Raw genomic sequence first — 25,873 nt, 5'->3', positions numbered from 1 at the left:
ATCGTAATTGAGACGTGGACAAAGTGCTTGATGTGATCACTATTTTTACGGACGAAATTTTTGCGACTTTATCAACTGGAGTCGGCGTTGAGATTTCAAGCGAACTCTTCTTTGAGGTAGTTGTTTACGTTGACAAAGTTCTTTTGGCTTCGCGAATTAGTCCGAAGTTTGTTTCCGAAATACGTGCCATTTCTTGGCAAAAACTTTTTGATCGTCTAGTCAAAGACAACAAACTAAGTATCAGCGACCGTCCGATCGTGGAAAACTTTACTTTTGCTCTAGACGAAAACGTACGTCGCGGTTACTATGTTCAACTAGGTGATTTCATCTTGGCGCGCGTTAACTTTGAGAGCCGAAGCACGATTTTGCTGTATTCACACGAAAGACTAGTTCGTCTCAACCATGATTTCCAAACTTACCAAGACCAGCAAAAACAACAAATTGTGGCTGTTAGTGACGACGTGGTTAACATGCAGCAAACTTTGGCTAAGATTGCTCAAGAAGAAGCTGACGCCAAAACTCGTCGTAAACCTTCTCCTCAACCAGACGAAGGATTTCGAGCTAAAGATGACGGAAGACCGCGCAAATCTAAGCGCGATTCTCTTAAAGCGCGCCGTGAGCGCCGCAAATTAGAGCGCAAGAAAATGATTCAAGCCGAAAAAACCCTGGAAAAAACACTTGAATTTGACGCTAAACTAATGCAACACGAAAGCACATTGCCAACCACTGCTCTTGATGACGAGTTTAGTCCTCAGACCGAAGACAAAGTCGTGGTTAAAAACCCTGTTTCTACCAAAGACGATGCACCTGTGGTTACTAAACGTTGGTTTGCCAAAAAGATCCGCAAGAGTTCAGGGCAGTCTAGCAAAAAAAGCCAAAAATCTTCTCGTCACTTTGAAGAGGATCAATTGAGTTTAACCAACCCAACTCACCTAGATAACGAACTGCCAACAGTTGTTCCAAGTCAGGCAACTACGGGCTCTAGCCAAAAAACTTCTTCTAAGCGAAACAAAGGCAAAAGACCGACTTCTCAAACAAGTCGGGCAAAGGCGCTTAAAAAATCTTCAACTTCGAGCGTTAAATCGCAAAAAGCCAAAAAGTCAGTTTCTAGCGCTAAAAGCAAAACTGACGGATCACGTCGCATGAAGCGTGGTGGCGCAATCGGTAAAGGAACGGATTAGTGGCTAATTTAAGACAACTCAAAAATCGGATCAAGACTTTTGGAGAATTCACCCGCGTGATTAACATCCAAAAGATCCAGATCATTCGTGAAATTGGCGAGATCAAAGACAAGATTGACCAAATCAACTTTTCTTACACCGTTTTCAACAATTACATGATTGATTTGTACCGGAAGTACAACGTTTACGAGCCGGCTATGTTCCTAGTTGAGAAGTCGCGAGTGCCTAAGAAACGCAATCTTTACTTTGTAATGGCAAACCCAAGTTCGGATCGCCTAGGAAAGTATGCCCACCGGTTAATTAACGAATACATTTCCAAAAATCACACTGCTAACGATATTTACGTTGTCATCGGTCGGGAGTTAGCTGACTTTTTGACAAAGCGCGGAATCAATGTAGCTAAACAGATGAGTCTCCAAGACATTGATGATCCTTCAATTTACCGGCGTATTTCCTGGCAAATTTACCGCGGTTACAGCGACTTGATGTTCGTTGAGGCCCAACTAATTTACTTGAGCGCTATTGAGCAAAGAGTCGTGTCTCTAAGTATTTACCCCTTTGAGAACAAAACTAAGAAATTAACTAAACACGACTGAGAAAACTTTGGTTCAGCAATTTCAATCATTGAAGAGATTGACCTTAGTAAAGTGACTTGACGACGTGACTTAAGTTCGGTGGCTGAGAGAATTGCTAAGTTGGCGATTGAACTGAAAGTTTATGAATCAATGATTCAGTACCGCCTTTCGCTAAAAACCCGTGAACTTCAGTCGCTTGAAGACAAAGAAAACAACATTAAGAGCGAAGTTGAACGCGTCCAAGCGATGATGCAAAGAGTTCGGAAAGAAAACATTACCAACGAACTGATTACGAGTGCAGTGGCCTTCTCGGTGATCGGATTAGAAGATGATCAACCAGTCCCAAAAAGGAGGTCCGATGCTTAAACCTTTGGAATTAATTTCAATTTCGCGAGTTTTTAACGAAGTTTTCGCGGCGAAACCAACCCGCGTGCGTCTTTTTAACTTCACTCAGGGCGTTTTGCGATTTGATTTATCCGACGAGTCTAAAAAGCAAACAGTCGGATCTTACGAAACGACTTGGATTAGAGTTTGGGACGAATTTGATAAGTATTACGACTTTCTAGCTTCAAGTGTTTTCTTTGTTGCTAGTCAAAAAGGGTTATTGCTAATGTGTTCGGAAGACCTTAAGTACGTTGATATTCAGTACATTTCGCACTTAATTCGCTCTTACGCTGACCGCGATCCTCGTTTAGTTAAGTCAGCTCTAGCGAGCGACATTTTTAGCTCTTACTACTCAGCGATTCAAAAGGAAATTCAACTGGCTAACCGTCGGTTAACTGACTTGTCTAAGCAATCGGCTCTCCAAGCCGAACAACGACTTGACGTAGAAGATGCTTACGAACAAGCCGTAATTCGCTTGTTCGCCACTATTTGTTGGATGTGATGATTAGGCGCATCATCCGGGAAAACCGCACGTTGTTGCAGGAGGAGTTGGCCTAATGAAATTACGTTCTTGAATAGCGACGGTTTTTGCGAGCACTTTAACTCTTTTCAGTTCAAGCGGATTAGCTCTTGCTCATTCCAGCACCTTAGAATCTCCGTCTCATTCGGTTGGGCAAGCGATTCAACCACTTGCCGATGGAGACACTCCCCAGACTCTTTACACGATTCCTACTTTGCCTTCACCGACGGAAAACAACAACACGCGTCAAGTTCAAGCGCTGATCCGGGGTCTGGTAGCTCTAGACATTTACTCCGATGAAATTCGGGGCATCTACGATAACGCCTTAATCACGATTGTCGCGGCGATTAATGCTCCCGAGATTCCCGGCATCAGAGAGCGCGCTCAGCGCTTAGAAACGCAATTTACCAACCGCACAGAAGTTAACAAAGCTTTCAGAACTTTGAACCAGTTCAAGGTGCTTGGCCGCGATGTTGATCTTAAGATTCGTCGCCCAGAGAGCGTGGTTGACACTTTTAGCGCTAGCGCAACGGATGTCAGCGGTGCCCAAGTTACCATTCCAACCGATTTCATGTACAAAGTGGCGCAAATTAACTTAGCCCAAGTGCCAGACAACGAAGGTTACGTTTTTAGTCTCAAAGACGAAAACGATCCTGATTCCCAGTCGGGCGAGTACCAACTAATTCTTAATAACCAAAACAACGAATTAAAGGACCTAGTTAGCAGTAGCGATTCTGACTTTACCCTTCAAGAATTAGCTGATAACAACACGATTTTCATTCGCGACAGATTTGATGGACACGTTTATGACTTTGCTAGTCAGGAAACGCCAGAAGTCAAAAAACTAACCGATGTTGTTCGCCTAGCCAAAACTGCCGACAATTCAACGCTAGAGATCATGATTAAACCGTCAAGTTCAAACCAAGTAGTTCACTTTGGCGTGGAATCTGACACGAGCGATTCGGCTGTCCAAGCGCTCACTTACGGAATTCTTGACAATTCACTCAGTCCAAATCACATGAAAATGATTACCAATTTTAACGACACTTCTTACCCTTACCGCGAAGATCCGCTTGATCCTAGCGCGCCGCTTTACGATCCGGGCGACACGAGTGACAGTTTCAACATTGCGCTGAACCTTTCTAACTGACGTCAAGAGATTGATGTACCAACCATGGGGCAAAAAATTGAGGAAGCCGAACATTTGCGCTTCTTTATGGCTCCCGGCACAAAAGTGGAGCGAATCGCTCAAGTTTAATAACAAGGGCTCCGATGTTTTTGACGGTCAAAACAACATTTTGGAAATTAATTTTGACACCGAACTAAACATCGAAGTTAATCCGAGCAAGTTCGCAATTAATACCCGCGATTTTAACGAAGTGGCGCAAGGAGTCTCGCCAATTTCAATCTCAACTAATGTACACGAGTTGTCGACCGGTGGAAAAACTGTCAATTGACTACAAGTTGATTTAATCTTGCAAAAGGGTGTCATGCAAATTAACCCGACAGTTCCGCCGACTGATGAGCAGAATTACGAAAACAAAAATTGACGTGACAAGTTTTTCTTTGAACCGCCAACTGGCGTGAACCCGATTGAAGACATTACCCAAGGACAACGAATTATTATCATCGAAGCCAAGGCCGACATTGACGAACTTTACAAACACATAGTGGGTTATGTTTACGCTAACTGGTCGGGAAGCATTGACTCAGCTGACCAATATTTCATTGAACCCAACCTGGCTTGGTTCCCAAACCCGCCTTTGGCTAAAGGATATCCCGTTTTTTCCAGTCACCTACGAAAGTTACTACGAAGACGAAAATGGCGGAATAATTAACAAGAACAAAGTCTACCACCAACTTGTTGCCGAGGATCCTGAGACGGGTCGTGACTTAGTTGACGAGCAAGGAAACCCGATTTTAATTCCTAATACCGGGCAGAACATTGTTCAGCGACTAGTTGATTCAACTAACCGCTACGCGATTTGGTTGGAAAAAAAGTTCGGGATTACCGATAACCTCCGCGAACAGAACTATTACTTAATGAGCGACACCTCCACCAAGTTATCGTTCATTGAGAAAAGAATCGTCAATAACACTGGTATTCAAGGTCAAAATTTAATGCAAATTAGCGACGCAATTGTCCGTTATTGATCCGGCGCAGCTTTAACTGAGGAGATGCAAGAAATCATCACCGAGATTATCAAGGAAGTAGCCGCTAGAAATTTGCCTTGGGATTTGGATGCTGATGTCAAGAACAAAAACAAAGCGCCCGTTGATGGTTCAAACATCGACACTTCAACACCGGAGTGAAAAAAAATCGCTTCAAATTGTGATGCACATCATTTCCCAACCGCTTAGCGAAGCGTTAAACGTTTTGTTTAAACTTGAGAAAGACAACTTTGACACTTTAAAAGGCGGTGTTTTAGCTCTTTACATGGGCGAGTACTTAGAGACTGAACGCGATGATGCAATTGGGATTAACCCCGACGTTTTGGGCTTGATTGACACGAGTCAAATGTCAGAGATTTTGAGAGACATGCAGCTTTACTACGCTAAATCAGCCTACTTTACCAAAGTAAGCAACGGGAGCGAAGAACTAGGTTCAATTTTGACTTTCATTACTAATAACGGTTTGTATTCCCGCTACCTAGAGGATTCCGATCGCCAAAACTTTATCAGTTGGTTTTTAGATGGCAAAGGCGACATTCTTAAACCCGAAAGTTACCGCGATCCCCAAAATGCGCGTCTAGCTCAAAACATGATCCATTTGCTTGACAAAGTCTTGACCGAAATTATCGGCGGCAATTTCCGCGCCCTTGGACAATCATTGACGAAATCACAGCCGGAAAAATTGAAAATGCCGATTACGCGGATGAAATTCGCAAAGTGGTTCGGGAAGCGATTAGAGCGATTGTGGAAAACGATGAAGTTTTCCGTTACGAGTACTTCGGTGGTCGTACCACTTCAACTTACATAGAAATTTAGCCATCGGTCGTAACCTTGAATCAATCATCACTAAGTACTTGGAACTACACCCCGAACTAAGCAAGAAAGACCAGAATGTGTTGCGCAAAGCGCTGGGAGATGCGGCTTACGAACCAAACACAATTACGAGTGTCGGGGTTAACGCTGGTTATTACAACATTCGTTATTTCATCAGCGGACTCAGCAGTCGTGACCAAGCGCCGGTTATCGCCGAAGACTTGCTTAAAAGCGACCTTGTGCGCTACTTGTCGCTCCAAGTTCCCTACGGTAGTGAGTTTATTGAAGCGGTCTACAAATCGAGCGCTTCCGCTAAAATCACGATTATCGTGGCCGGAGCAATTTTAAGTATGATTAGCGTGGTCGGCTTGGCGCTAACTTGACGTAAATTCTCTCGTCAAATACTCACAAGTCGTTCGCTGGCAATTTCACGGACTGTCTTTGCGGTCTTCGTTGTCGCGGCTCTCACACTGGTCGTACTCGGAATTTTCGTGCCGATTGGGTAGAATGTAAGGAAGGTAATTATGGCTCTCAAAGTAACAAAAATCAAGGACTACATCGTCCAAGTAAGTGGAAAGTACAATTTCATTCTCAACGAAATTGTTCGCTTTCCCAATCAAACCCGGGGTATTGTTATGCGTGCTAACGAACAAAACGCTGACATTGCTCTTTTTGATGTTTCTATCGTGCAACCAATTGAAGTTGGCGACATTTGCAAACCGACAGGTCGTGAGTTTGAAATTGAATTTACCGAGCAAATTATGGGTAACATCATTAACATTGACGGACAAGTGATGAGCGACCATCGTCCGAAAGTACGTTCCAGCGCGAAAGTCCGTCGACCAATTTTCCGAATTGCCCGGCCAATTTACGCTCGCGACTTCGTCAACCAACCACTAATAACTGGCTTGGCGGCTGTTGATTGAGCGATTCCGATTGGACGCGGACAGAGAGAGTTAATTTTGGGTGACCGTCAAACTGGTAAAACTTCAATCGCCCTAAACGCGATGGTGGCTCAGAAAGGCTCAGACACAAAAGTTATTTACGTAGCGATTGGTCAGAAAAAAACTTCGGTCTTAGATGTTTACCGCAAATTGGAGCAAGGCGGAGTTTTGGAAAACTCAGTGATCGTTTCCGCTTCAGCCGAAACAGTCGCGACCAAAAAATGGTTAGCGCCCTTCGTGGCAGCTACGATCGCTGAGTACTTGCAGGAAACTTACGGCGACGATGTCTTGATTGTTTACGACGATCTTTCAAAGCACGCAGATGCTTACCGTGAGTTGGCGCTTCTGATTCGTTCAGCTCCAGCTCGTGAAGCTTACCCGGGTGACATTTTCTACCTTCACTCCAAATTGCTAGAGCGTGCTGGTCGCTTTAACGAGAACTTTGGAGGCGGTTCGATAACCGCGCTGCCAATTGTTCAAACTGAAGCTGGTGACATTACTTCTTACATTCCAACCAACGTGATTTCGATTACCGATGGACAAATTTTTACCTCTAAGACACTTTTCAACTCCGGTCAACGTCCGGCGATTGATGTACCTTTCTCGGTTTCCCGGGTTGGTTCCGCAGCTCAAACCAAAGCTTTGGCCAGCGTGTCGAGCGGACTCAAGTTGACTATTTCTCAGTATGAGGAAACTCGTAAATTAGCTCGTTTGACCGGGGAGCCCAAGGTCAAAACGCGACAATTTTGGAAAAAGGACGTGTTTTAACGGCGCTTTTAATTCAACCTGAGTTAGATGTACTTTTTACGAGACTGGTACGCTGCTCTTGACGCTTTACAAGCAAGGCTACCTTAACTTTTTTGAAACAACCACGAAATTGTCTTCATCAAAAAACTGCTTAACACCTACATGGAAAACGATTTTCTTGGTCGTCACATTCGTAAGATGATCTCAACTAGTGAAGTCAAACCAGCCTTTTCGGAGTTAGTCAACCGCGAAATTGTTTTGCCGATGCTCAAGTACTTCTTGATTATGCAGTACCCGCACATCCGCAAAAACGACCGTTTTGTTGAACTTTACCGGGACATTCGCGATGACGGCCGGATTTACAAAAACGTGGCGCGCAACTTAGGAGGTAAATAATGGCTAAAACTCAAGTAAAAACTCCGCGAATCAGGTCTAAAAAATCGACCCGAAAACTAATTGTCGCATTGTTGCGATTAACCAGCAAGTAATTGATGTGCGTTTTGGAACCGGGAAAATTCCTAAAATTGGCGCTCTCTTACAAGTTGACACTAGTTATGGTTCGCAAGAATTTTTTGAAGTGGCCCAACTGATTGACACCAATACGGTACGGGCTTACGCCCTAACTAAAGTCGATGGAACCGGACTTGGCAATGTGGTTACGACTGACAACTTAGGGGTGACCATTCCCGTTGGTCGAGAAATTCTGGGTCGGGTGATGGATCTGCTCGGACGTCCTTACGATGCTAGCGAACACAAAATCAAAGCTAGTGCTCGTCTGGAAATTCTTGACGTAGAACGAACTGAGAAAGAGTCTTACCAAAGCGTGCTTTCCAACGAAATACTTGAAACGGGCGTGAAGGTGATTGACTTACTTTTACCAATTCCGCGCGGTGGAAAAGTTGGATTGCTCGGAGGGGCTGGAGTCGGTAAGACTGTTGTCGTTCAAGAGTTAATCAACTCCTTCATTAAAAACCACGATGGACTGTCGGTGTTTGTTGGGATTGGTGAAAGAACGCGCGAAGGACACGAACTATGGCAAGAAGCCAAAGACCTTAAATTTCTGGAAAAACCGCTTTCATTTATGCTCAAATGAACGAGGTGCCTGGAGCTCGTTACCGGGCTGCTTTTGCCGGCGTCAAAGTAGCTGAGTACTTCCGTGACACGCTTAAAAAAGACATTTTGCTTTTCGTGGACAACATTTTCCGCTACGTTCAAGCCGGAGCCGAACTATCTTCACTCCTAGAAAGACTACCTTCCGCGGTTGGTTACCAACCGACTCTATCGTGGGAGATGGGTATTTTTCAAGAGAGAATTGGTTCAACCAAAGAAGGTTCAATTACCTCCATGCAGGCGGTTTACATCCCGGCTGACGACTTGAGTGACCCTTCAGCGGTAGCTGCGTTTGCCCACTTTGACTCCACAATTATTTTGGATCGAAACATCGCTGCTCAAGGTCGCTTTCCAGCTGTTAACCCGCTTGAATCTAACTCCAAATTTCTGGCTCGCGGATCGGTTCACCAACTCCATTACGAAGTCGCTACGCGCGTGTTAGAGTTCATTGAACAACTAAATCAGCTCCAAGACATTATTTTGATTCTTGGTTTCAACGGACTAACTGACGAAGACAAACACATAGTCGCGACTGCCCGGCGTTTGCAAAACTTTTTAACTCAACCCTTTATCGTCGCCGAACGTTTCTCAGGCATTCAGGGCGCTTCGGTTAGTTTGGAAGACACGATTGATAGTTTTGCCCGCATCATTACGGGTGAGCTCAACCACATTCCCGAGGAGCTGTTTCTTTACAAGGCCAACATCAAAGATGTTTTAGACGAATACCAAACTAAGCGCGAGGAAGGCGAAATTACTCAGACCCCTGACTTAGATCAGCCACCAGCTGTTGAAGAGCCTGAAAAGTTAACTTCCCGCGAGAAAAAACAACTGCGTGCGATTGAACGTGAAAAAGAGCGCATGATCAAAGAAGCTGGTCTAGAAGAAACAGTCGTGCTAGATGTTAATGCCGATGACGACGGAGTTAATAAATCACAAGTCTAGTTGCGGTTCTGGTGTTATAATCAAAAACTAAGAGGAGGTACCGATGGCAGTCCCAAAACGAAAAACTTCTAAATCTCGCAAAAACAAGCGACGGGCACACCACGCTATTAAGTTGCCTAACCTAGTCAACGTTAGCGGCACAAAAGTACCCCACCGCTTGGTCAAGTACCAAAAAAGAACCGACCTTCATAAAACTAACGATTAATTTTTTTGTTTACCATCCACCGGGTTCACCCGGGGATGGTTTTCTTTAGCGACTTAAAAAAACTCGTCTCTCCCAAAAAACTCGCTATAATGTGAGTGGTGATTTGTGGTAGAAAGTGGTAAATATGTTCGGTAACTTTGAACGGTCACTTGATCAAAAAAAGCGGGTAATCGTTCCGGTGAAGCTCCGTCAGGAACTCGGAATGGTTTTTTTACGCTACAATCGGACCCGACAAAGTACTCGAACTACGCGACGCCGACTCGTTCAATTTGTGGAAAAGCAAATTACTTGGCAACAACATGCTTAACTCTAAGGCGCGAATTTTCGCCCGGCTTTTGCTGGGTAACACCGCCGAGTTGAATGTTGACGGTCAAGGTCGAGTCATGTTGCCCGACCACTTGATCCAAGGAGCGCAAATCACCAGGGACGTTGTTTTCGTCGGAGTTGGTAACAAAGTTGAACTTTGGCCAGCCGAGACGTTTAAAAGTTCCAAAAAGACCACAGTGGTGGAAAATCGCTTGAGGAGTTAGCTCAAAAACTGTTGGAAGATGGCGGTCAGTTCTAATTCAGAGCATGTTCCGGTTTTGCTGGATAAAGTTCTGAGCGAACTAGCCATCAAACCAACGGGAATTTACTTAGACTTAACTCTTGGTCGGGGCTCTCATGCTCAGGCCATCTTAGCCAGACTTGATCAGGCGGGATTGTTAATCGGTTTTGACAAAGACTTGCAGGCAATTGAGTTTTGCCAGCGCAGACTAAGTCAAGAAAACCGCACTAACTTCCGACTTGTACACCGAGATTTTCGTTATCTTAACGAAGAACTTGATCGGCTTGGCGTTGGTAAGGTTGACGGTATTTTGGCTGATTTAGGCGTATCTTCCCCACAGTTTGACGAGGCCCACCGCGGATTCTCCTATTCCAAAGCCGCCCGGCTTGACATGCGAATGGACCAAAGTCAAACGCTTGATGCTCACCAAATTGTCAACCACTCGAGCGCCAATCAGTTAGCGCAATTGTTCCGGAATAACGCAGATGTAAAACTCGCTCACCGAGTTGCGAATGCGCTGGTAGCAAAGCGACCAATTGAAACTACGCTTGAGTTAGCGAGAATTGTTAGGGAGTCGCTGCCCGCTCCGTTAGTGCGCCGGAAAAATGTCGTTCGACAAGTTTTCCAAGCGCTAAGAATTGCGGTCAACGATGAACTAGGCGGGCTCAAAAGCATGTTAGAGCAAGCTACCAAACGTCTTAATCCTCAAGGCAGGTTGCTTGTGATCACGTTTCATTCTTGTGAAGATCGAATAGTTAAACGTGAATTTAGCGCTTTGACCGACCAAGAAAACAACAAATTACCGGTTGTTCAAACTACGAACTACCGCGCCAAAAGTTTCCGACCGGAACCGAGTGAAATAACCAAAAACAAACGGTCCCGTTCGGCTCGTCTCCGTGTTTTAATTAACACCAAACAACCTAAGAATAAACATGAAACGCAACATCATCACTAACTTTTTAATTCAGAAAGATGCAATCAGCATCCAAGTTTACGAGAAATTGCCAACCGCAACGGTTGAGCTCTTTAACGCTCGGTCTACTTGGGTCGATTACCACCTTTTCATTAAGGATACTTTGCGATCCGTTGAGAAATCAGTTGGTGGCAAAATCTCTCGTGTTTCAATTATTCTTGACCCGTTTGATGAAGTGGAGCAACAAATTAACTTAACTAGCCAGTCAATTAAAATTCCTAACGGACTTGTGCAACGCAAGACATTGATAACTTGCTGGCACTAGTTCGTGAGAAAAACACGACTAGTCAGCGAGCGTTGATTTTAGTTCAACCACTTCGTTTTCAGGTTCACGATGTAGTGGTCAAAAATTACAACAGTGCACCTCTCAATAAACGCGGTCAAAAACTGACTGCCATTCTGGCGCTGACAACAATTAGTCGGCAAATTGAAAGTTTTATCAACAAACTTGTTCAAGTCCACGAACTAAAAATTAACCAAATTGTTTTGACTCCCCAAGCTCGCGCTTTAGCTAGTGCGTCCGATGGAGCTCAATCGCAAGGAGTGGTCACCTTAGATTAAGTGGTAACACACCTACTTAACTTTAATTAAAAACACGCCGTAGTTTTGATGCTCCGGTTAGACCAAAGCGTTACCTAAGTTGACTGGAAACGCTCAGCCAAAAGCTTGCTTATGAAACTGAGCAAATCGAGCGACTTTTATTAGTTAACATTGATTTAGCAAGGAAAGAGTCATCTCAGTCGATTGCTCTTACCCAAGATCAACCTGGACTAACAAGCAGTTGGTTAAACCATTTTTGCCAAATCCGCCTCGCTCGAATTCTTTTAGTCGTTCGCGGCTACTTAGAAAAAAGTTAGGTTCACGTATTTGGATCTTCCGTTTGTCATCGTTGGTAAGGCAAGCATTTTAGAGGGTTTGGAGGAATTTGCTCGTCAAAGACTAGGGCAACAAAACGTGTCAGCTTACGCTCCCATGACGTTCGTGGAGCGAAACGCTCACAACCTGCCTAGTCTAGGACTAATCAAAACTAATGGAGAAGAGTGATCAAATTAGCGGTGTTCATTATGATACAATCGTGGAAACAAATCCCGACTTGCTAAGCGATTTTAAGTTAGTTAGTCAAAAAGGTAAGGGGATTTGGAATCGCATCTACCAGTGAATTGGAGGAAGAAATGGATGAAACTAAACAGCATTTAGATTCAATCGTCAAAATCAAAGTAATCGGAGTTGGAGGAGGTGGCAGCAACACGATTCATTCCATGATTCAAGAAGGAATTCAAGGGGTGGATTTTATTGTCGCTAACACCGATCAACAAGCTCTTAACTCCTCGATTGCAAACGATCGATTGACGCTTGGCAAAAGTGCCCGTGGTTTAGGCGCCGGAGCTAATCCGGAAGAAGGACACCGGGCAGCGATGGAAAGTGAGTCGGAAATTCGCGACCTACTGGAAGGCGCAGACATGGTCATTATTGCATCGGGTATGGGAGCGGCACTGGAACTGGCGCATCGCCAGTAATCGCCAAGGTCGCCAAAGGGCTCGGAGCACTCACAATCGGGATCGTAACGACACCTTTTGCTTTTGAGGGAACTAAGCGGATTGACAACGCGAAAGTAGGATTAGATAACTTACGCGCCGAAGTCGATTCGCTAATTGTCGTTTCTAACGACAAACTACTTCAACAGTTTGGCAGCATTTCGTTAAAAGATTCTTTTATGTACGCTGACAAAGTGCTTAAGCAAACTGTCCGCACGATTACCGACTTAATTGCGCTTCCGGCGCTAATTAACTTAGACTTTGCCGATGTGACGACCGTCATGCGCAACAAAGGTCCAGCCTTGATCGGAATTGGTAAAGCAAACGGTCAAGACAAAGCGATTAAAGCCGCTACTCACGCCATTTCCAGTCCGATTCTAGAAGCTTCGATTTTCGGAGCCCAAGATGCGATTATTAACATCTCCGGTGGCGACATCACTCTTGATGAAGCTAACAAAGCCGTTGAGACGATCAAAAAAGCCGCTGGTGACGAATTGAACATCATTTTCGGTGTTTCAATCGTTGAAAGTCTTGGTAACGACATCCAAGTTTCCGTGATAGCAACTGGTCTAAAACAGCAAAAACCGCTCACTCAAGAACAAATCAAGCACCAAGTGTCGCAAGTTCTGGACACAATTGACCTTGATTTTGAAGACGAGGGAACGCGTGAATTGCTGGTCAAAGACCCGTTCCCGAAAGTGCTAAAATGCACATTAGCGAAGAAACGCGTGTTAAACCGGTCAGCGCCGATGACTCACTTGAGCTAGTCGATGAAGACGAGACTGATGACTTGCCGAGTTTTTTGCGTCGGTAAAGTCCAGATGATCAAGAAGTAAGGCCAACTAGTTGGTTGCGAATTGGTCGGATTGAAAACGCAAATACTCGTTTGTTAGTGAAACTAACTGCTAACCACCCTCCCGGGTGGTTTTATTTTGCGCGGCTTTGTTTACAATTAACTATGGACTGACCCAAAGTTTTAATTGAGGAAGGTCAAAGCGATTTTAGACTCGCTTGATTGGAACGAACCAATTACTCCTCAACGCGAGCAAGTGCTCAGCTTTTTTGAGCTTGAACCCGACAAAATAAAAGTGGTTATTCTTGGCCAAGACCCTTACCCCACGCCGGAAGTAGCTAACGGATGAGCTTTTGCCGTTAATTCTTACGCGCCGATCCGGCCTCGCTCAGCAACATTTTCCAAGAGATTCGGCAAGTGCAAGGCAAAGTTTACGCTGACCGCACGCTTAGACATTGAATTAGGCAGGGTGTTTTGTTACTTAACACTTCGCTGACTACTCGCGTGCACATGCCTAACAGTCACAAACACATTTGACAAGGTTTTACCGAAAAAGTGATTCGTTGACTTGACAAAAGTCAAGCACCAATTTGGGTGCTCTGGGGTAACGAAGCAAAAAACTACCGCCGAATTATTAGCAGTCAAGCAATCGTTGACGCTCACCCGTCGCCGCTTAGTTTTAAGTACCGTCGCCAACACACTTTCCAGGAGCTCGCTCGTCTGACTGACATTACTTGATAAGGTATAATTTGAGCATGAAAAAAACCGCCAAAATTTTAGTTTTAGCCGCCACAGGTTTTGAAGACATTGAATTAATCACGAGCGTGGACGTTTTTGCCGGGCTGGTTTTCAGGTCAGCATCGTATCGCCCGAGGACAAAGAGTTAGTCAAAGGTAAGTACGTGGCTCAAGTTGTCAGTCAGAAAATGTCCAGCATTGACCAGTGAGACCAGTTTGACGCTTTGGTCATTCCGGGCGGACCAGGTCACGCGGTTTTGCTCAAAAATGCCAAAAGTGCTTAGTTTGATTAAACGTTTTAACGCCAGCAACAAACTAATTGGAGCAATTTGTGCCGCTCCCCAACTGCTTGTCAAAGCCGAAATTATTCAAGGGACGCGCCATCACTGCCTACCCAGGTTATGGACTAACTAAGTCCAACAAAAAAACCGCGCTGGAAGTAGCGGAGAACTTAATTACCGCGCGCGATTTTGAACAAAGTTTGGCTTTTGCCCGTGCGATTGTGAGGGCGCTGGGCGGTCACTTTGAAGTTTAGTTGAGACGTTTTTCGTCAAAGACAAACTCGCTGTTAAGTGTTTTGACCACGTACTGGGTTTGTTCTTTGATTTCATTGCTAATGATTTTACGAGCTAAATCGGATTCTAAGTTTTTGACGATGTAACGTTTAATTGGCCGTGCGCCAAAAAAGCGGGTCATAACCTTCGCTGGCGATTTTATCAACTACCCCCGCGTCAAACTCGAGCAAAATGTTTCTGTCGGCTAGACGTTTGGATAACTTTTCTAGTTCAACCACCGTTATTTGCCGAACCGCTTCTTCGTCTAAAGCGTTAAAGACCACGATTTCGTCCACTCGGTTAATAAACTCGGGTCTGAGAAATTTGTAGAGCAATTTAGTACTTGCTCGTTTTTTTTGCCCTCTAAAATGTCAAGCGATCCGATGTTAGTTGTCATGATTACAATTGTATTTTTAAAGTCAACCACTTTGCCTTTACCGTCAGTTAACCGTCCATCGTCTAAGACTTGCAGCAAAATGTTTAATACTTCGGGGTGAGCTTTTTCAATTTCATCAAGCAAAAATGAGCGAGTAGGGTCTGAGTCTAACTGCTTCGGTCAATTGACCACCTTGGTCAAAACCAATGTAGCCTGGAGGAGCACCGACTAGACGTGAAACGGCGTGTTTTTCCATGTACTCTGACATGTCTAACCGAATCATGCTTTTTTCGGTGTCAAAAAGTTCAAAAGCCAGTGCCCGAGCCACTTCGGTTTTACCAACGCCAGTTGGTCCCATAAAAATAAACGAACCGATTGGTTTGTTAGGGTCATTCACGTTTGCTCGCGAACGTAAGATAGCGTCGTTGACTAGTCTAAGCGCGTTAGTTTGGCCTTTGATCCGTTGGCAGGTGTTTTTCCAAAGTCAGTAGTTTTTCACGTTGACCTTGCAGCAGTTTAGTAATTGGAATGCCTGTTCACTTAGCGACTACGTTAGCAATTTCTTTCCTCGTCTACATCTTCTTTAATCATCGAGTTTTCGCGTTGCCCGGCTTGCTCCTCGGCTTTTTTGGAGTTTTTTCTCCCAGTCAGGAATTTCTTTGTAAAGCAAGATTGAAGCTTTTCAAACTCTCCTTCGGCTTGGTAGCGTTGCTGCTGAGTTTTGAGTTGCTCAACTTTTTCTTTGTATTTACGATGTCACGGAGAATTTCTTTCTCGCGATTCCAAGCGCTCCGAAGCGCCTTAACTTCTTTTTCGGTTTCCCCAATCCGGTCTTTAATTTCGCCGAGTCTTTCGCGGGACTTAGGATCTTTTCGCTGGAAAGAGCGACTTTCTCCATCTCTAGCATTGCTAAGCGCTGCTCAACTTTTTCTAGGTTCTCTGGTTTTGAGTTCATTTCGGTTTGGATCGCAGCGGCTGCTTCGTCAACTAAGTCAATCGCTTTATCTGGCAAGAAACGGTCGGAAATGTAACGACTTGAAAGTTTAACGGCTGTCACTAAGGCGTTGTCATGAATTCTCACCCGTGGTAAGACTCAAAGCGATCTTTGAGTCCTCGCAAAATGGTGACAGTTTCTTCCTCGGAAGGTTCGGCGATGTAAACTTTTTGGAGACGACGTTCTAGAGCCGGGTCTTGTTCGATGTACTTACGGTGTTCGTCTAGCGTAGTTGCGCCGATTAGACGCATTTCTCCGCGGGCTAACATCGGCTTGATAATTTGGGCGGCATCCATTCCGCCTTGGGCGTTTTTACCCGTTCGACAATCATGTGGATTTCGTCAATGAAAAGAATTAAGTTGCCTTGAGCCTCCTTAATTTCTTTCATGAGCGATTTGAGTCTTTTTTCGAACTGACCTTGGAAAGAAGCGCCAGCGATTAAAGCGGGGATGTCAATTTCAATCACTTCTTTGTCTTTCAAGTTTTCCGGCACATCGCCGCTGAGAATTTTTTGGGCTAGTCCTTCAGCGATGGCAGTTTTTCCGACTCCGGGCTCCCCGACTAAAACGGGATTATTTTTGGTTTTCCGTGACAAAATCCGGATGATACGACGAATTTCGTCGTCCCGGCCAATGACCGGATCCAATTTGCCACGAGCTGCTTCGTCGGTTAAGTTGCGTCCGAAGTCTTTGAGTGGGTTGTTAGACTCTTGGGTAGGGTTAAAACTAAATTCCATGCGATCTCCTTGCTAGTTCAATTATAGCATGTCTAGCACTCTAAGGTGTCAAGTGCTAAAATACTCGTTCAGATTCATTGGAATTATAAGTTATTCCTTAGCCGCTCAGTTAGTTTATAATGCAGGCACTGCGCTTGGAAGTTATGAAAAAGTCCCCAAATTCACTCTCAGATTGAAAAACTACGCTCTTAATGCCAAGGAGCGATTTTTCTTTGCGGGCTAACCTTACTCACGAAGAACCGCGTTGGCGCGAGTTTTGGAAAAAGGAGCAGATTTACAAGCGTGCCTTGAAGCAAAACGCTAGTCAAGGTCAGTTTGTTTTACACGATGGTCCGCCTTATGCGAACGGTTCAATTCACCTTGGTCACGCGCTCAACAAAATTCTCAAAGACATCGTTTTAAGAAACAAAACTTTAGAGGGTTATGCGACTCCTTTTGTTGCGGGTTGGGACACCCACGGTTTGCCGATTGAAAACCAAGTTTTAACTAAGACTGCTCACGATCGTCAAGCAATTGCACCAGCTAAAATCCGCCAACTCGCTCAAGCTTACGCTCAGGAGCAAATTCAAATTCAGAAAAAGCAGTTTGAAACTTTACAACTCTTGCCCGACCTAGACGATTTTTACCAGACCGATGATTCGGTTTATCAAGCCCGCCAAACTAGAAGTTTTTGCCAAGATGGTGCAAGACAAATTAGTTTTCCAAGCGCTCAAACCGATTTATTGGTCCCCTTCTTCGCAAAGCGCTTTAGCCGAGGCTGAAATTGTTTATAAGCAAGTTAGTTCACCGGAAATTTATGTGGCTCTTAGCGTTTTAAAAGGCAACCAAAAAGTTCCGTCTCAAACAAACTGTTGCTGATGAGCACCACGCCTTGAACTTTGCCAGCTAACAGCGCCTTGGCTGTCGGCGCCAAAATAATCTACTCCCTTGTCCAAGTTGACCAGCAGTCTTTTTTATTAGCCAAAGATTGTTTGGAAAAGTGGCCGAGCTAGCTGGTTGAAAAATTACCGCGTTAGTCAAACTTTAAGCGGCGAGCAATTGGTTGATCTAACTTACCAAAGACCTTTTAGCGAGCGGAGCGGACCAGTCGTTTTGAGCGATCACGTTGATGCCAAGGAAGGAACAGGTCTAGTTCACCTTGCTCCTCTTTTTGGCGTGGAGGACTACGAGCTGGGTCAAAAATACGGTCTTGAGATGATTATGCACTTAGACGACCAAGGCCTTATTAACCAAGCTAGTCCAATTGCGCAAGGTCAGTTTTACCTCAAAGCTAATCCGCTAATTTGTCAGTTTTTACGAGAGAGATCTCAGTTAGTAGCCGAGCGAGCAATTACCCACTCTTATCCCCACGACTGGCGAACGCATCAACCAGTCATTTACCGGGCAACCAAACAGTGGTTTGTCAACTTAGCACCGCTCAAAGTCCGGATCAAAAAAGCGCTAGTCGGAGTTAAGGGTTACCCTGGGTGAGCAACCGAGCGACTGTCAACTATGGCTCTGGCCCGCCAGACTTGGACGATTTCGCGTCAAAGAAGTTGAGGTGTGCCGCTAAGCATTTTTACGACCGCGAAGGTCAACCCGTTTTTGAACCGGCTATTTTTAAACACATCGTTAAATTAGTTGCCCAGCACGGCAGTCAAATTTGATGGGAATGACCAAACGAGAAACTCGTTCCAACCGCTTGGACTGAGCGGGCTAAAAGTTGAAAAAAAGAAACTGACATTATGGACGTTTGGTTTGACTCGGGGACTTCGTTTCGCCTACCATCTTTAAATGGCAGGCCAGCTGATCTTTGCTTGGAAGGCGCCGACCAGTTTCGCGGTTGGTTTAATTCCTCGCTCGTTAACAGCGTTGCTTTTGCTAATCAAACTCCTTTTAAAAAGATTATTTCGCACGGCTTTGTTCTCGACCAGCGCGGCGTTAAAATGGCTAAGTCGCTGGGCAACGTGATTGATCCAGCCAAGATCGTCGCTCGTTACGGAGCCGAAATTCTAAGACTTTGGGTGGCACTGAGCGAATACGGCGCGGACGTGAGCGTCTCTGAACCAATTCTAGAGCAAGTCGCAACTTTTTACCGGGGACTGAGAAGCAAATTAAATTTATGCTCGGCGTTTTGTTTGACTTTGTTTGAAAGCCCGCGACCAAACCGAATTACAGCGAACTAGACCGGTTAGTTTTAGTAAAGTTGGCTGACCTTAAAAAATCGGTCCAGCGCGAATACCAAGCTAGTCGCTTTAACCAAGTTGTTAATTTAGTCAACCTCTTTGTGCTAGAACTTTCCTCGTACTACTTGGAAGTTTCGAAGGACGCTCTTTACGCCAATGCGGCCAACGACCCCGAGCGTAGAGCGATCCAGAGCGTTATTTACCAGGTGCTAATTTTTGTTTTGCAAGCACTCGCTCCGGTTTTACCAACTACTTGCGAGCAAGCTTATCAGGTCTATCGCTTTGACCAGCAGAAAACGTCGATCTTCCTCACCAAAATTGATTACCAAAGCAAAGTTTTACCAGCTGACCTTAAACGTTTTAAGCAGTTTTTTGAACTGAAAGATTTAGTGTTTAAAATGGTTGAAGAAGCTAAGCAGGCGGGTCAAATCGGTCGCAGTTACGCCGCCCGGGTAACCTTGGAGAGAAAGTGACCCGAGTTAGAAAATTGGGATTTAGCCAAACTTTTAATGGTCGGACAAGTAGTCTGGGGCAAAAATAACCAAGTTGACACTTTTGAATCGGTCAAGTGCGTTCGTTGCTGGAACCATTATTTACCCGATCAGGTTAACGAGGAAAGTCTTTGCCAGCGCTGCCAAGAAGTTTTAGTTTTACAAGGTGCCAGCAGAGTATAATTTGTACATGGCATTTTTCCCTAACATCACAACTTCAAACCCCAAACGTCGTCGTCGACTAATAAACCTACTTATCATTTTGGTAGTCAGCGGCGCTTTGATCGCCCTTGACCAATGGTTAAAATGATTTGTTTTTAAGAACCCTATTTTTAACGGAGAAGAACGTTCGTTAGGTTGAATTGGTTTTCGACGAGTTAAGCATCCCAACTCAAGTTTGTTTAACTGACTCCAAATCCAAGTTCCGCCAGCGGCTTTTGCGGGAGTCGGAACAGTTCTTGCCTTGCTGGTGTTTTTAATTGCCGTTTTAAATCGCCGCAAAATTGTGGCTTTTTGTTTAGCGATCACCTTAGCGGGACTTTTAGGTAACACGCTAGACTGGTACATATTTGGATATGTGCGAGACGTGATTTACACCCCTTGGGCTGACCGGGGAACTTTTAACATTGCCGACGTTTTAATTGTGGGCGGCGCTGTCAGCACAGTCGCAGTAACGATAACGTGCGAAATTATCGCTTCGGTTCGTAACCGCGCGGTCGTCTAACTGTTAGTGCCAAGAGGTGGTTTGTGAAACGTAAAACTGACCGAGACGTTGATACGATTATTGAGGCCGAAGAGAAACGTCAAAACGTTGAAATTGAACTAATTGCTTCGGAAAATTACGTTTCCAAGGCAGTGCTCAATGCCGTAGGCAGCGTTTTTACTAATAAGTACGCGGAAGGCTACCCAGGTCGGCGTTATTACGGCGGAACAACCCAAGCCGACAAGATCGAACTTTTAGCGATTGAGAGACTGCGCAAACTTTTTGGTGTTGATTACGCTAACGTCCAACCCCACTCGGGTACTCAAGCCAACAACGCGGCTTACCTTGCGTTAATTAAACCAGGCCAAAAAATTCTCGGTTTAGCGCTTGACGCGGGCGGTCACCTTTCGCACGGCTACCGCGCCAACTTTTCTGGTCTTTACTACCAAGCCGTTAGCTACGACGTGAATGACCAGGGTTTGCTTGATTACGATCAAATCGCCCAAATTGCTCACCGTGAAAAACCGGCTTTGATTGTGGCTGGCTACTCGGCCTATCCGCGTCAAATTGACTGAGCTCGTTTTCGTCAAATTGCTGACCAGGTTGCGCTTACCTCGTGGCTGATATCGCCCACATTGCCGGCCTAGTTGCCACCGGAGCCCATCCTAGTCCCGTTGGTCATGCCCACGTAATTACTTCCACGACCCACAAAACTTTGCGCGGTGCTCGCGGCGGAGTAATCATGACTAACGATTCCGAATTAGCCCGTAAAATTGACCGGGCAGTCTTCCCGTTTTTGCAGGGCGGTCCTCTGATGCACGCTGTAGCCGGTAAAGCAGTCACTTTTGGCGAAGCGCTTTTGCCCGGCTACCGAACTTACATTCAAAGAGTTGTCGAAAACGCCCAAGTGTTAGCTCAGACTTTAACTAAGTTGGGAGCAAAAGTGGTCACGGGCGGAACTGACACTCACTTACTGACAGTTGACGTTAAAAAGTCTTACGGACTAACTGGTCAAAAAGCGGCTGTTCTTCTAGAGGAGCACGGCATCATCGCTAACAAAACATGGTGCCAAACGACAGCGAGTCACCAACGGTTACTTCCGGAGTTCGTCTGGGCACGCCGGCGATGACAACGCGCGGGTTTGGCGCGGCTGAGTTTGAAAAACTGGCTCACCTAATTGACCAAGTTTGACGTGGTCACTCATCGGGCGTGAGTCAAAAGGTTGATGATTTGGCCAGACGCTTCCCGGTTCCAGACACGTTTTTTTAACTCATTATCAACTTCCAATTCAGGATTGAAAAGGACGATTTTTAAAGTTAGAAAAGTCGCTTCAATAGGTTAAATTTCCAACTGGCGTGATTATTTCGCTTGATGTATAATGTATCTCGTATGACTAGTACATACGATAACAAAAATCCATCATCAGGATTCCGAGCAAAAATCTCGTCCTTTTTTGATTGACAGTTCATCAAAAAATCGATTAGATTAATGCTGCCTGTGGTTATCCAATCAATTTTTATTGCGGGAATCAACATGGTTGACACGATGTTTATTTCCAACTTGATTGGTGAAGACGCCACGGCGGGAGTCGGCTCTTCCAACGCCGTCTTTCAACTTATCCTGTTCACGGTCATTTCGGCCTGTGTGGCGGGAGGTATTTTTACCGGTCAGTATTTCGGTGCTAAAAATACTCCCAAAGTCCGTGAAACGGTAAGCTGGAAAATTGTGATTGGAACTTCAATCGCCCTTGTTCTAACCGGGGTGCTAACGGCAGCAGCCTTAGCTCCTCAAAACGACCAAGGGCTTTTTTACTTTTTCCTCTCAAACAACGGAGGGCCAAACAGCGCGGCGATTAAACACGCTAAAGAGTATTGAGCGCTTGTTTCATGGTCATTTGTGTTGCTGGGTCTAGTTTTACCGATCCAGTTTACTTTCGTTGAATGAGGTAAGCCGCTTATCCCGATGATTGTCTCAGGAACTGCCTTTATCATTAACAGTACGCTCAATCCACTGTTTATGACGGGCTACAACGGGTTGATCAAAAATTGGAGGTTTGACAACTACATTTCCGGTGACGCGGTTCGCCGGTACATTGAAGGTGCTTTAGAAAATTGGGAACAAATTAACCGCGACATTCAAAACGGTATTAATGTTCCCGCTGATATTGCTGGTTTAACTCCTGAACAAATTAAGGAAGAATCAGCCAACATTTGGTCTATCGTAGATGGCCGGGGAACCGACACTAGCTGGAACACAGTTTGAGAACAACTCAGCGAAAACCAGCGCGTTGTCGTAGTGGACTTGGCGCTTTGAAACGTACCTGGCGCGATTTTACGTAACGAAGACATCGTTAAATACGGTCTAAGCGCTGCGAGGTCAATAACATTGAACAGCTGCGCGATAACATTGTGAGCGTAACCAGCGGCGGAGAGGGACTAAACATCCTAATGCCTAAAGCTGGCCAAGCCGCAACACAATTGGAAGGCATGGACTACGGCTTAATTGAGTACGACGGCCACAACCCAGTCTTCCGGGTAACTCAGTGGGGTATGGGTGTTAAAGGAGCCGCTTGGGAACAATTACCTCAAGGGTCTTTGAAGCCGCAACCTACGTTGGTCTTTGTTTTGCGATGCCAAGCGTTCGTCACGCTTTCAGTCCGTTCTCACGTGACCAAGTTCTTTCCAAAGATCTATTCGTGAAAGTGCTTGGAAACTTTGGCAAAATTGCCTTCTCGGACGTATTGTTTTCACTGTCTCTAGCGCTTGTTCAAATCGTGATGATTAAACTGGGAGGTCCAACTTCCGGAGACTTAGGTATGAAAGCGATCGTGATTACGATGACGATTGTCAACCTATTCTTCGCGATTTTCCAAGGTTACCGGACTCTGATTCCTTACTATGTCGGAACACGTCTTGGAGCTGGTGACCCCGAAGGCGCTAAACTTGCCTTCAAACGCTTCTGCGGAATGGTGCTAATGATATCTTTCATTTTAGCGCTCATGCTTCTTATGATTGGTATTTTCGGAATGGGACCAATTTTCCGTCTCCCAGCCGGCAGCATGCTACTCTTCTACACCCAGTGGCACACCGTCTGACACGCGTTTGGATTCTTCTTCTATCGTTCACGATGGTCTTCCTATCGGTTCTACGGGTAGGCGGAAGAGCGATGCTTTCTTCGGTTCTAGACGTTATATCGGCTTATGTGTTTATCGTCGGATGATTCTTGATTTCGCTTGGAATTAGTTCGGCTACCTTGCCGATTGATCCGGAAACCGGAGTCAAAGCGATTAACTGAACTGGAGTAACCGTTGCGCTAGTTGGAAACGGCTTCGGTGAGTTAATGAAGTGCATCGTGCTTGGAATCGCTGTTTACCGCGTTGACTGAGCTCGAACACTAGTTTAGACTACCGCTACTAATAAAAGTTCTGCTCCTGAGCGAGCGGAACTTTTTATTTTGTATAATGGAAAAGTTGTTTTGACAGAAAGGTTAAATCGCAATGAATATATATTTTGAATTGTTTGGAATCATCGGAGGAATTTTGGTGACGATTTCTTTCTTACCTAACGCCATCCGCACGATTCAAACCAAACAAACTGCCAACTTATCGCTTTCGCAGTACTTGATTTTCCACTTAGGAGCTCTCTTTTTCATGATTTACGGTATCGTCCTTCTAATTGCTAACGGTCCCGGTGCCTACGGAGCTTACGGATTAATCGTTTCTAACGCGATCGCTTTGTTGATGAATTCCATCGTAATTTTCTACATTTTCCGTAATCGTCGCATTTAGTTGGTCGGCAACTTTTGGAAATCTTTTTTCCAGTGGCTTTTGTTTATAATTTCATCGGTAAAGAGTTGACTAACCGTTGGCGGTTGTCCACTGGTTTTTTGGGGGCTCACAGGCCCAACACAAAACTTCTTTACCTATCCGCCGCAAACACTTAAGTTAGGCGGGTAGATCCATTGCAAAGGAAGCAAAAGTGAAAAAAGGTTTTATTGTTAAAGGTCACATCGTTTACACTTCAAAACCGAGTCAGTTTGAACTAATCGAAAATGGCCACATTGTCGTAGAAGACGATGTCATCAAAGCAGTTGGCAAGGACATCCCTTCCCAGTATCATTCTTACCCCGTGAGCGACTACAAAGACAAGTTAATTATTCCTGGTCTAGTTGACACTCACATCCACGCTCCGCAGTTTACTAACCGCGGACTAGGTCTTGACAAAGAACTTTTGCTTGGCTGGAAACTTACACTTTCCCCGAGGAAGCTAAGTTCAAAGATTTGAACTACGCTCGCAAAGTTTACAACGACTTTATTACGACCCTTTGAAAAAAACGGCGTAACTTCCAGCGTTGTGTTTAACACCATCCACAAGGATGCGACTAAACTGCTGTTAGACATGTTTAAAAATCTGGTCTTTCATCCTTGGTCGGAAAAGTTAACATGGACATTAACTCGCCTGATAACTTGGTTGAAAAAACTGAGGATTCTTTGCGTGACACCGAGGAAATTATTAAGGAATACCACGGTAAACACCCGTTAGTTAATCCAATCATTACTCCGCGTTTTGTGCCGACTTGCTCAGCCAAACTAATGCAAGGACTCGGAGATTTAGCTAAAAAATACCAAGTTCCAGTTCAATCTCACCTTTCCGAAAACAAAGGTGAAGTGGCTTGGGTCAAAGAACTTTTCCCCGATTCACCCGATTACGTATCGGTTTACGAGCGTTTTGGACTACTTGAAACTCCAACAGTGATGGCACACTGCGTTCAATCTAAGCAACCCGAAATTGAGAAACTGAAAAAATACGGCGTAATTGTTTCCCACTGTCCTTACTCAAACTTTAACCTTTTCAGCGGAATCGCTCCAATTCGGCGTTTCTTTGAAAACGGCGTTAAAGTTGGCCTAGGTAGTGACGTTTCCGGTGGACACGACAACTCGCTACTCCACAACATGGTCGCAGCGATCCACGGATCAAAGCTGCTCCAAGCTCACCTAGTTGAGAAAGAAAAAGCACTTACCACTCCGGAAGCGTTTTACTTAGCAACTAAAGGTGCGGTGAAATGTTTGGTAAAGTTGGTAGTTTGAACCCGGTTACCGCTTTGACGCTCTAGTAATTGACGACCGCTCACTTGGTCAAAACAAACCACTTGACTTATTGAACGAATTCAACGTTTTGTTTACATTGGCGACGACCGGAACATCGAAAAAGTTTACGTTGGCGGAAAATTAGTTCCCCAACCCAATTTGTTAGAAAAACCGGTTTACTAACCGGTTATGCCCTGGGCACCGCACTATTTATGTAGTAAAATAGTTAGTGAGTACGCGACTAATCACTAGTCAAGCTACTCGTCGTTAGGTGCGAATTGCATAACAAAAAGAAACTCAGTTGGATCGGACAAACGCTAGTGGTTAGTTGAATTTTGACAACACTAGCTTTAAGTCTTAGCAGCATTTGGATTACAGTCTAATTGTCGGGTGAATTTTTGGTTCGCTAATTAGCGGTGCCAACGCTTGGATGAACAGCGCTTACTCCCGCTGGTTGCTTGAAAATAGTTCCAAAGGTTTCGCGCTTGGTTTGCTTAGATCGTGAACCTTGCTTCTGGTGATGGCGTTAGTTTTGATTGTTGCCATCGCCGTTAATAAATTTTCCAACGGACTCGCGTGGTCAGAAAGTA

Annotated in this window: 45 protein-coding genes and 1 pseudogene; 38 read left to right on the top strand and 8 right to left on the bottom strand. The window is 44.9% G+C overall.

The genetic code is table 4. The annotated features are described in order from the left end of the window. Positions 1-14 precede the first annotated feature (14 nt). The 23 genes and pseudogenes from CSH31_RS01225 (at position 15) to CSH31_RS01135 (ending at position 14,713) form a co-directional block, all read left to right on the top strand. On the top strand, positions 15-1,181 hold the full coding sequence (locus CSH31_RS01225; protein WP_128008547.1) for a hypothetical protein: 1,167 nt from the start codon (positions 15-17) through the stop codon (positions 1,179-1,181). Then, entirely contained in the window at positions 1,181-2,122 is a 942-nt protein-coding gene (locus CSH31_RS01220) for a F0F1 ATP synthase subunit gamma (protein WP_161565521.1), read from the top strand. The genes CSH31_RS01225 and CSH31_RS01220 overlap by 1 nt, the downstream gene beginning before the upstream one ends. Before the next feature lie 575 nt (positions 2,123-2,697). After that, positions 2,698-3,918 (top strand): hypothetical protein, encoded by a 1,221-nt coding sequence (locus tag CSH31_RS01215; RefSeq protein ID WP_128008546.1) that lies wholly within the window; start codon positions 2,698-2,700, stop codon positions 3,916-3,918. A gap of 40 nt (positions 3,919-3,958) precedes the next feature. After that, entirely contained in the window at positions 3,959-4,498 is a 540-nt protein-coding gene (locus CSH31_RS01210) for a hypothetical protein (protein WP_161565641.1), read from the top strand. After that, entirely contained in the window at positions 4,389-5,021 is a 633-nt protein-coding gene (locus tag CSH31_RS01205) for a hypothetical protein (protein ID WP_128008544.1), read from the top strand. The genes CSH31_RS01210 and CSH31_RS01205 overlap by 110 nt, the downstream gene beginning before the upstream one ends. Beyond that, a complete protein-coding gene (locus tag CSH31_RS01200) occupies positions 4,939-5,640 on the top strand; it encodes a hypothetical protein (protein ID WP_161565640.1) in 702 nt (233 codons plus the stop codon). The genes CSH31_RS01205 and CSH31_RS01200 overlap by 83 nt, the downstream gene beginning before the upstream one ends. A gap of 46 nt (positions 5,641-5,686) precedes the next feature. Continuing rightward, a complete protein-coding gene (locus CSH31_RS01195; RefSeq protein WP_128008542.1) occupies positions 5,687-6,151 on the top strand; it encodes a hypothetical protein in 465 nt (154 codons plus the stop codon). A gap of 18 nt (positions 6,152-6,169) precedes the next feature. After that, positions 6,170-7,357, top strand: a complete 1,188-nt coding sequence (locus CSH31_RS01190; protein WP_128008541.1) for an MMOB1660 family gliding motility ATPase complex subunit — start codon at positions 6,170-6,172, stop codon at positions 7,355-7,357. A 141-nt stretch (positions 7,358-7,498) separates the two neighbouring features. Further along, on the top strand, positions 7,499-7,732 hold the full coding sequence (locus CSH31_RS01185) for a hypothetical protein (protein ID WP_128008540.1): 234 nt from the start codon (positions 7,499-7,501) through the stop codon (positions 7,730-7,732). A gap of 97 nt (positions 7,733-7,829) precedes the next feature. Further along, complete coding sequence (locus CSH31_RS04925) at positions 7,830-8,480, top strand: hypothetical protein (RefSeq protein ID WP_345775167.1); 651 nt, start codon at positions 7,830-7,832, stop codon at positions 8,478-8,480. Then, on the top strand, positions 8,435-9,388 hold the full coding sequence (locus tag CSH31_RS04920; RefSeq protein ID WP_345775166.1) for a hypothetical protein: 954 nt from the start codon (positions 8,435-8,437) through the stop codon (positions 9,386-9,388). Before CSH31_RS04925 ends, CSH31_RS04920 begins: the two co-directional genes overlap by 46 nt. 43 nt (positions 9,389-9,431) lie before the next feature. Then, positions 9,432-9,593, top strand: coding sequence for a 50S ribosomal protein L32 (gene rpmF / locus CSH31_RS01175; protein ID WP_127942688.1), 162 nt, complete (start codon positions 9,432-9,434; stop codon positions 9,591-9,593). Positions 9,594-9,862: 269 nt separating this feature from the next. After that, positions 9,863-10,123 carry a hypothetical protein gene (locus CSH31_RS01170; protein ID WP_161565639.1) on the top strand — a complete coding sequence of 87 codons (261 nt, stop codon included), beginning with the start codon at positions 9,863-9,865 and terminating at the stop codon, positions 10,121-10,123. An 18-nt stretch (positions 10,124-10,141) separates the two neighbouring features. Next, positions 10,142-11,095 carry a 16S rRNA (cytosine(1402)-N(4))-methyltransferase RsmH gene (gene rsmH / locus CSH31_RS01165; RefSeq protein WP_128008538.1) on the top strand — a complete coding sequence of 318 codons (954 nt, stop codon included), beginning with the start codon at positions 10,142-10,144 and terminating at the stop codon, positions 11,093-11,095. Continuing rightward, positions 11,073-11,378 carry a hypothetical protein gene (locus tag CSH31_RS01160; protein WP_128008537.1) on the top strand — a complete coding sequence of 102 codons (306 nt, stop codon included), beginning with the start codon at positions 11,073-11,075 and terminating at the stop codon, positions 11,376-11,378. The genes rsmH and CSH31_RS01160 overlap by 23 nt, the downstream gene beginning before the upstream one ends. Continuing rightward, positions 11,366-11,674, top strand: coding sequence for a hypothetical protein (locus tag CSH31_RS01155; protein WP_128008536.1), 309 nt, complete (start codon positions 11,366-11,368; stop codon positions 11,672-11,674). Before CSH31_RS01160 ends, CSH31_RS01155 begins: the two co-directional genes overlap by 13 nt. A 469-nt stretch (positions 11,675-12,143) precedes the next feature. Further along, entirely contained in the window at positions 12,144-12,299 is a 156-nt protein-coding gene (locus CSH31_RS04335; RefSeq protein WP_161565638.1) for a hypothetical protein, read from the top strand. After that, positions 12,286-12,630, top strand: a complete 345-nt coding sequence (locus CSH31_RS04605; RefSeq protein WP_236630685.1) for a hypothetical protein — start codon at positions 12,286-12,288, stop codon at positions 12,628-12,630. The genes CSH31_RS04335 and CSH31_RS04605 overlap by 14 nt, the downstream gene beginning before the upstream one ends. Beyond that, a pseudogene (locus CSH31_RS04600) lies at positions 12,588-12,734 on the top strand (cell division protein FtsZ); the annotation flags it as partial. The gene CSH31_RS04605 and the pseudogene CSH31_RS04600, both read left to right, overlap by 43 nt. A gap of 93 nt (positions 12,735-12,827) precedes the next feature. After that, positions 12,828-13,415 carry a hypothetical protein gene (locus tag CSH31_RS04595; RefSeq protein ID WP_236630684.1) on the top strand — a complete coding sequence of 196 codons (588 nt, stop codon included), beginning with the start codon at positions 12,828-12,830 and terminating at the stop codon, positions 13,413-13,415. Between the two features lie 443 nt (positions 13,416-13,858). After that, positions 13,859-14,182 carry a uracil-DNA glycosylase family protein gene (locus CSH31_RS01145; protein ID WP_128008535.1) on the top strand — a complete coding sequence of 108 codons (324 nt, stop codon included), beginning with the start codon at positions 13,859-13,861 and terminating at the stop codon, positions 14,180-14,182. Between the two features lie 14 nt (positions 14,183-14,196). After that, positions 14,197-14,328 (top strand): hypothetical protein, encoded by a 132-nt coding sequence (locus CSH31_RS04915; protein ID WP_345775165.1) that lies wholly within the window; start codon positions 14,197-14,199, stop codon positions 14,326-14,328. A gap of 199 nt (positions 14,329-14,527) precedes the next feature. Further along, the gene (locus CSH31_RS01135) at positions 14,528-14,713 is read left to right on the top strand and encodes a hypothetical protein (protein WP_128008533.1); all 186 of its coding nucleotides are present in this window, start codon (positions 14,528-14,530) and stop codon (positions 14,711-14,713) included. Here the strand turns inward: CSH31_RS01135 and CSH31_RS04910 are convergent. Genes CSH31_RS04910 through CSH31_RS04875 form a run of 8 tightly spaced genes read right to left on the bottom strand, consistent with a single transcriptional unit; the run spans position 14,710 to position 16,838 of the window. Next, positions 14,710-14,874: a hypothetical protein gene (locus tag CSH31_RS04910; RefSeq protein WP_345775164.1), complete on the bottom strand. Its 165-nt coding sequence runs from the start codon at positions 14,872-14,874 to the stop codon at positions 14,710-14,712. The two genes, CSH31_RS01135 and CSH31_RS04910, sit on opposite strands and share 4 nt — an antisense overlap. Then, positions 14,843-15,067: a hypothetical protein gene (locus CSH31_RS04905; protein WP_345775163.1), complete on the bottom strand. Its 225-nt coding sequence runs from the start codon at positions 15,065-15,067 to the stop codon at positions 14,843-14,845. The genes CSH31_RS04910 and CSH31_RS04905 overlap by 32 nt, the downstream gene beginning before the upstream one ends. Further along, positions 14,998-15,207 carry an AAA family ATPase gene (locus CSH31_RS04900; protein ID WP_345775162.1) on the bottom strand — a complete coding sequence of 70 codons (210 nt, stop codon included), beginning with the start codon at positions 15,205-15,207 and terminating at the stop codon, positions 14,998-15,000. The genes CSH31_RS04905 and CSH31_RS04900 overlap by 70 nt, the downstream gene beginning before the upstream one ends. Then, positions 15,167-15,607, bottom strand: coding sequence for an AAA family ATPase (locus CSH31_RS04895; protein ID WP_345775161.1), 441 nt, complete (start codon positions 15,605-15,607; stop codon positions 15,167-15,169). The genes CSH31_RS04900 and CSH31_RS04895 overlap by 41 nt, the downstream gene beginning before the upstream one ends. A gap of 53 nt (positions 15,608-15,660) precedes the next feature. Continuing rightward, positions 15,661-15,894: a hypothetical protein gene (locus CSH31_RS04890; RefSeq protein WP_345775160.1), complete on the bottom strand. Its 234-nt coding sequence runs from the start codon at positions 15,892-15,894 to the stop codon at positions 15,661-15,663. Further along, positions 15,857-16,165: a hypothetical protein gene (locus tag CSH31_RS04885; RefSeq protein WP_345775159.1), complete on the bottom strand. Its 309-nt coding sequence runs from the start codon at positions 16,163-16,165 to the stop codon at positions 15,857-15,859. Before CSH31_RS04885 ends, CSH31_RS04890 begins: the two co-directional genes overlap by 38 nt. Then, complete coding sequence (locus CSH31_RS04880; protein ID WP_345775158.1) at positions 16,165-16,398, bottom strand: hypothetical protein; 234 nt, start codon at positions 16,396-16,398, stop codon at positions 16,165-16,167. Before CSH31_RS04880 ends, CSH31_RS04885 begins: the two co-directional genes overlap by 1 nt. Continuing rightward, a complete protein-coding gene (locus CSH31_RS04875) occupies positions 16,365-16,838 on the bottom strand; it encodes an AAA family ATPase (RefSeq protein ID WP_345775157.1) in 474 nt (157 codons plus the stop codon). The genes CSH31_RS04880 and CSH31_RS04875 overlap by 34 nt, the downstream gene beginning before the upstream one ends. 191 nt (positions 16,839-17,029) lie before the next feature. Between CSH31_RS04875 and CSH31_RS01125 the strand changes: the two genes are divergently transcribed. The 15 genes from CSH31_RS01125 to CSH31_RS04465 all read left to right on the top strand — a co-directional run bounded on the left by CSH31_RS01125 (position 17,030) and on the right by CSH31_RS04465 (position 25,466). After that, positions 17,030-17,611, top strand: a complete 582-nt coding sequence (locus CSH31_RS01125) for a class I tRNA ligase family protein (RefSeq protein ID WP_161565636.1) — start codon at positions 17,030-17,032, stop codon at positions 17,609-17,611. 84 nt (positions 17,612-17,695) lie between these two features. Further along, entirely contained in the window at positions 17,696-17,830 is a 135-nt protein-coding gene (locus CSH31_RS04870) for a hypothetical protein (RefSeq protein ID WP_345775156.1), read from the top strand. Between the two features lie 4 nt (positions 17,831-17,834). Beyond that, positions 17,835-18,458, top strand: coding sequence for a class I tRNA ligase family protein (locus tag CSH31_RS01120; RefSeq protein ID WP_161565635.1), 624 nt, complete (start codon positions 17,835-17,837; stop codon positions 18,456-18,458). Continuing rightward, on the top strand, positions 18,374-19,003 hold the full coding sequence (locus tag CSH31_RS01115) for a class I tRNA ligase family protein (protein WP_128008530.1): 630 nt from the start codon (positions 18,374-18,376) through the stop codon (positions 19,001-19,003). Before CSH31_RS01120 ends, CSH31_RS01115 begins: the two co-directional genes overlap by 85 nt. Next, the gene (locus CSH31_RS01110; RefSeq protein WP_128008950.1) at positions 18,940-19,677 is read left to right on the top strand and encodes a class I tRNA ligase family protein; all 738 of its coding nucleotides are present in this window, start codon (positions 18,940-18,942) and stop codon (positions 19,675-19,677) included. The genes CSH31_RS01115 and CSH31_RS01110 overlap by 64 nt, the downstream gene beginning before the upstream one ends. Positions 19,678-19,684: 7 nt before the next feature. Then, a complete protein-coding gene (locus CSH31_RS01105; RefSeq protein WP_148668992.1) occupies positions 19,685-20,218 on the top strand; it encodes a signal peptidase II in 534 nt (177 codons plus the stop codon). 23 nt (positions 20,219-20,241) lie between these two features. Further along, the gene (locus CSH31_RS04865) at positions 20,242-20,844 is read left to right on the top strand and encodes a hypothetical protein (protein WP_345775155.1); all 603 of its coding nucleotides are present in this window, start codon (positions 20,242-20,244) and stop codon (positions 20,842-20,844) included. Continuing rightward, complete coding sequence (locus CSH31_RS04860; RefSeq protein WP_345775154.1) at positions 20,814-21,374, top strand: hypothetical protein; 561 nt, start codon at positions 20,814-20,816, stop codon at positions 21,372-21,374. Before CSH31_RS04865 ends, CSH31_RS04860 begins: the two co-directional genes overlap by 31 nt. Continuing rightward, positions 21,308-21,466, top strand: coding sequence for a hypothetical protein (locus CSH31_RS04590; protein WP_236630732.1), 159 nt, complete (start codon positions 21,308-21,310; stop codon positions 21,464-21,466). Before CSH31_RS04860 ends, CSH31_RS04590 begins: the two co-directional genes overlap by 67 nt. A 219-nt stretch (positions 21,467-21,685) precedes the next feature. Further along, on the top strand, positions 21,686-22,615 hold the full coding sequence (locus CSH31_RS01095; RefSeq protein WP_161565634.1) for an MATE family efflux transporter: 930 nt from the start codon (positions 21,686-21,688) through the stop codon (positions 22,613-22,615). A gap of 151 nt (positions 22,616-22,766) precedes the next feature. Beyond that, on the top strand, positions 22,767-23,351 hold the full coding sequence (locus CSH31_RS01090; RefSeq protein ID WP_128008527.1) for an MATE family efflux transporter: 585 nt from the start codon (positions 22,767-22,769) through the stop codon (positions 23,349-23,351). 11 nt (positions 23,352-23,362) lie between these two features. Next, positions 23,363-23,599, top strand: a complete 237-nt coding sequence (locus tag CSH31_RS01085; protein WP_128008526.1) for a hypothetical protein — start codon at positions 23,363-23,365, stop codon at positions 23,597-23,599. A gap of 94 nt (positions 23,600-23,693) precedes the next feature. Continuing rightward, the gene (locus CSH31_RS01080; protein ID WP_127942676.1) at positions 23,694-23,984 is read left to right on the top strand and encodes a PQ-loop domain-containing transporter; all 291 of its coding nucleotides are present in this window, start codon (positions 23,694-23,696) and stop codon (positions 23,982-23,984) included. Between the two features lie 190 nt (positions 23,985-24,174). Beyond that, positions 24,175-24,738, top strand: coding sequence for an amidohydrolase family protein (locus CSH31_RS04470; protein ID WP_201736473.1), 564 nt, complete (start codon positions 24,175-24,177; stop codon positions 24,736-24,738). Then, entirely contained in the window at positions 24,639-25,466 is an 828-nt protein-coding gene (locus CSH31_RS04465; protein ID WP_201736472.1) for an amidohydrolase family protein, read from the top strand. The genes CSH31_RS04470 and CSH31_RS04465 overlap by 100 nt, the downstream gene beginning before the upstream one ends. The last annotated feature ends 407 nt before the right edge of the window (positions 25,467-25,873 follow it).

Origin of the sequence: Mycoplasma sp. ATU-Cv-508 (assembly GCF_004011945.1) — a bacterium.
GTDB lineage: Bacteria > Bacillota_I > Bacilli_A > Mycoplasmatales > Metamycoplasmataceae > RYZV01.
The sequence above is the reverse complement of the archived record's forward strand: the minus strand, read 5'-3'. Positions and strand labels throughout refer to the sequence as shown.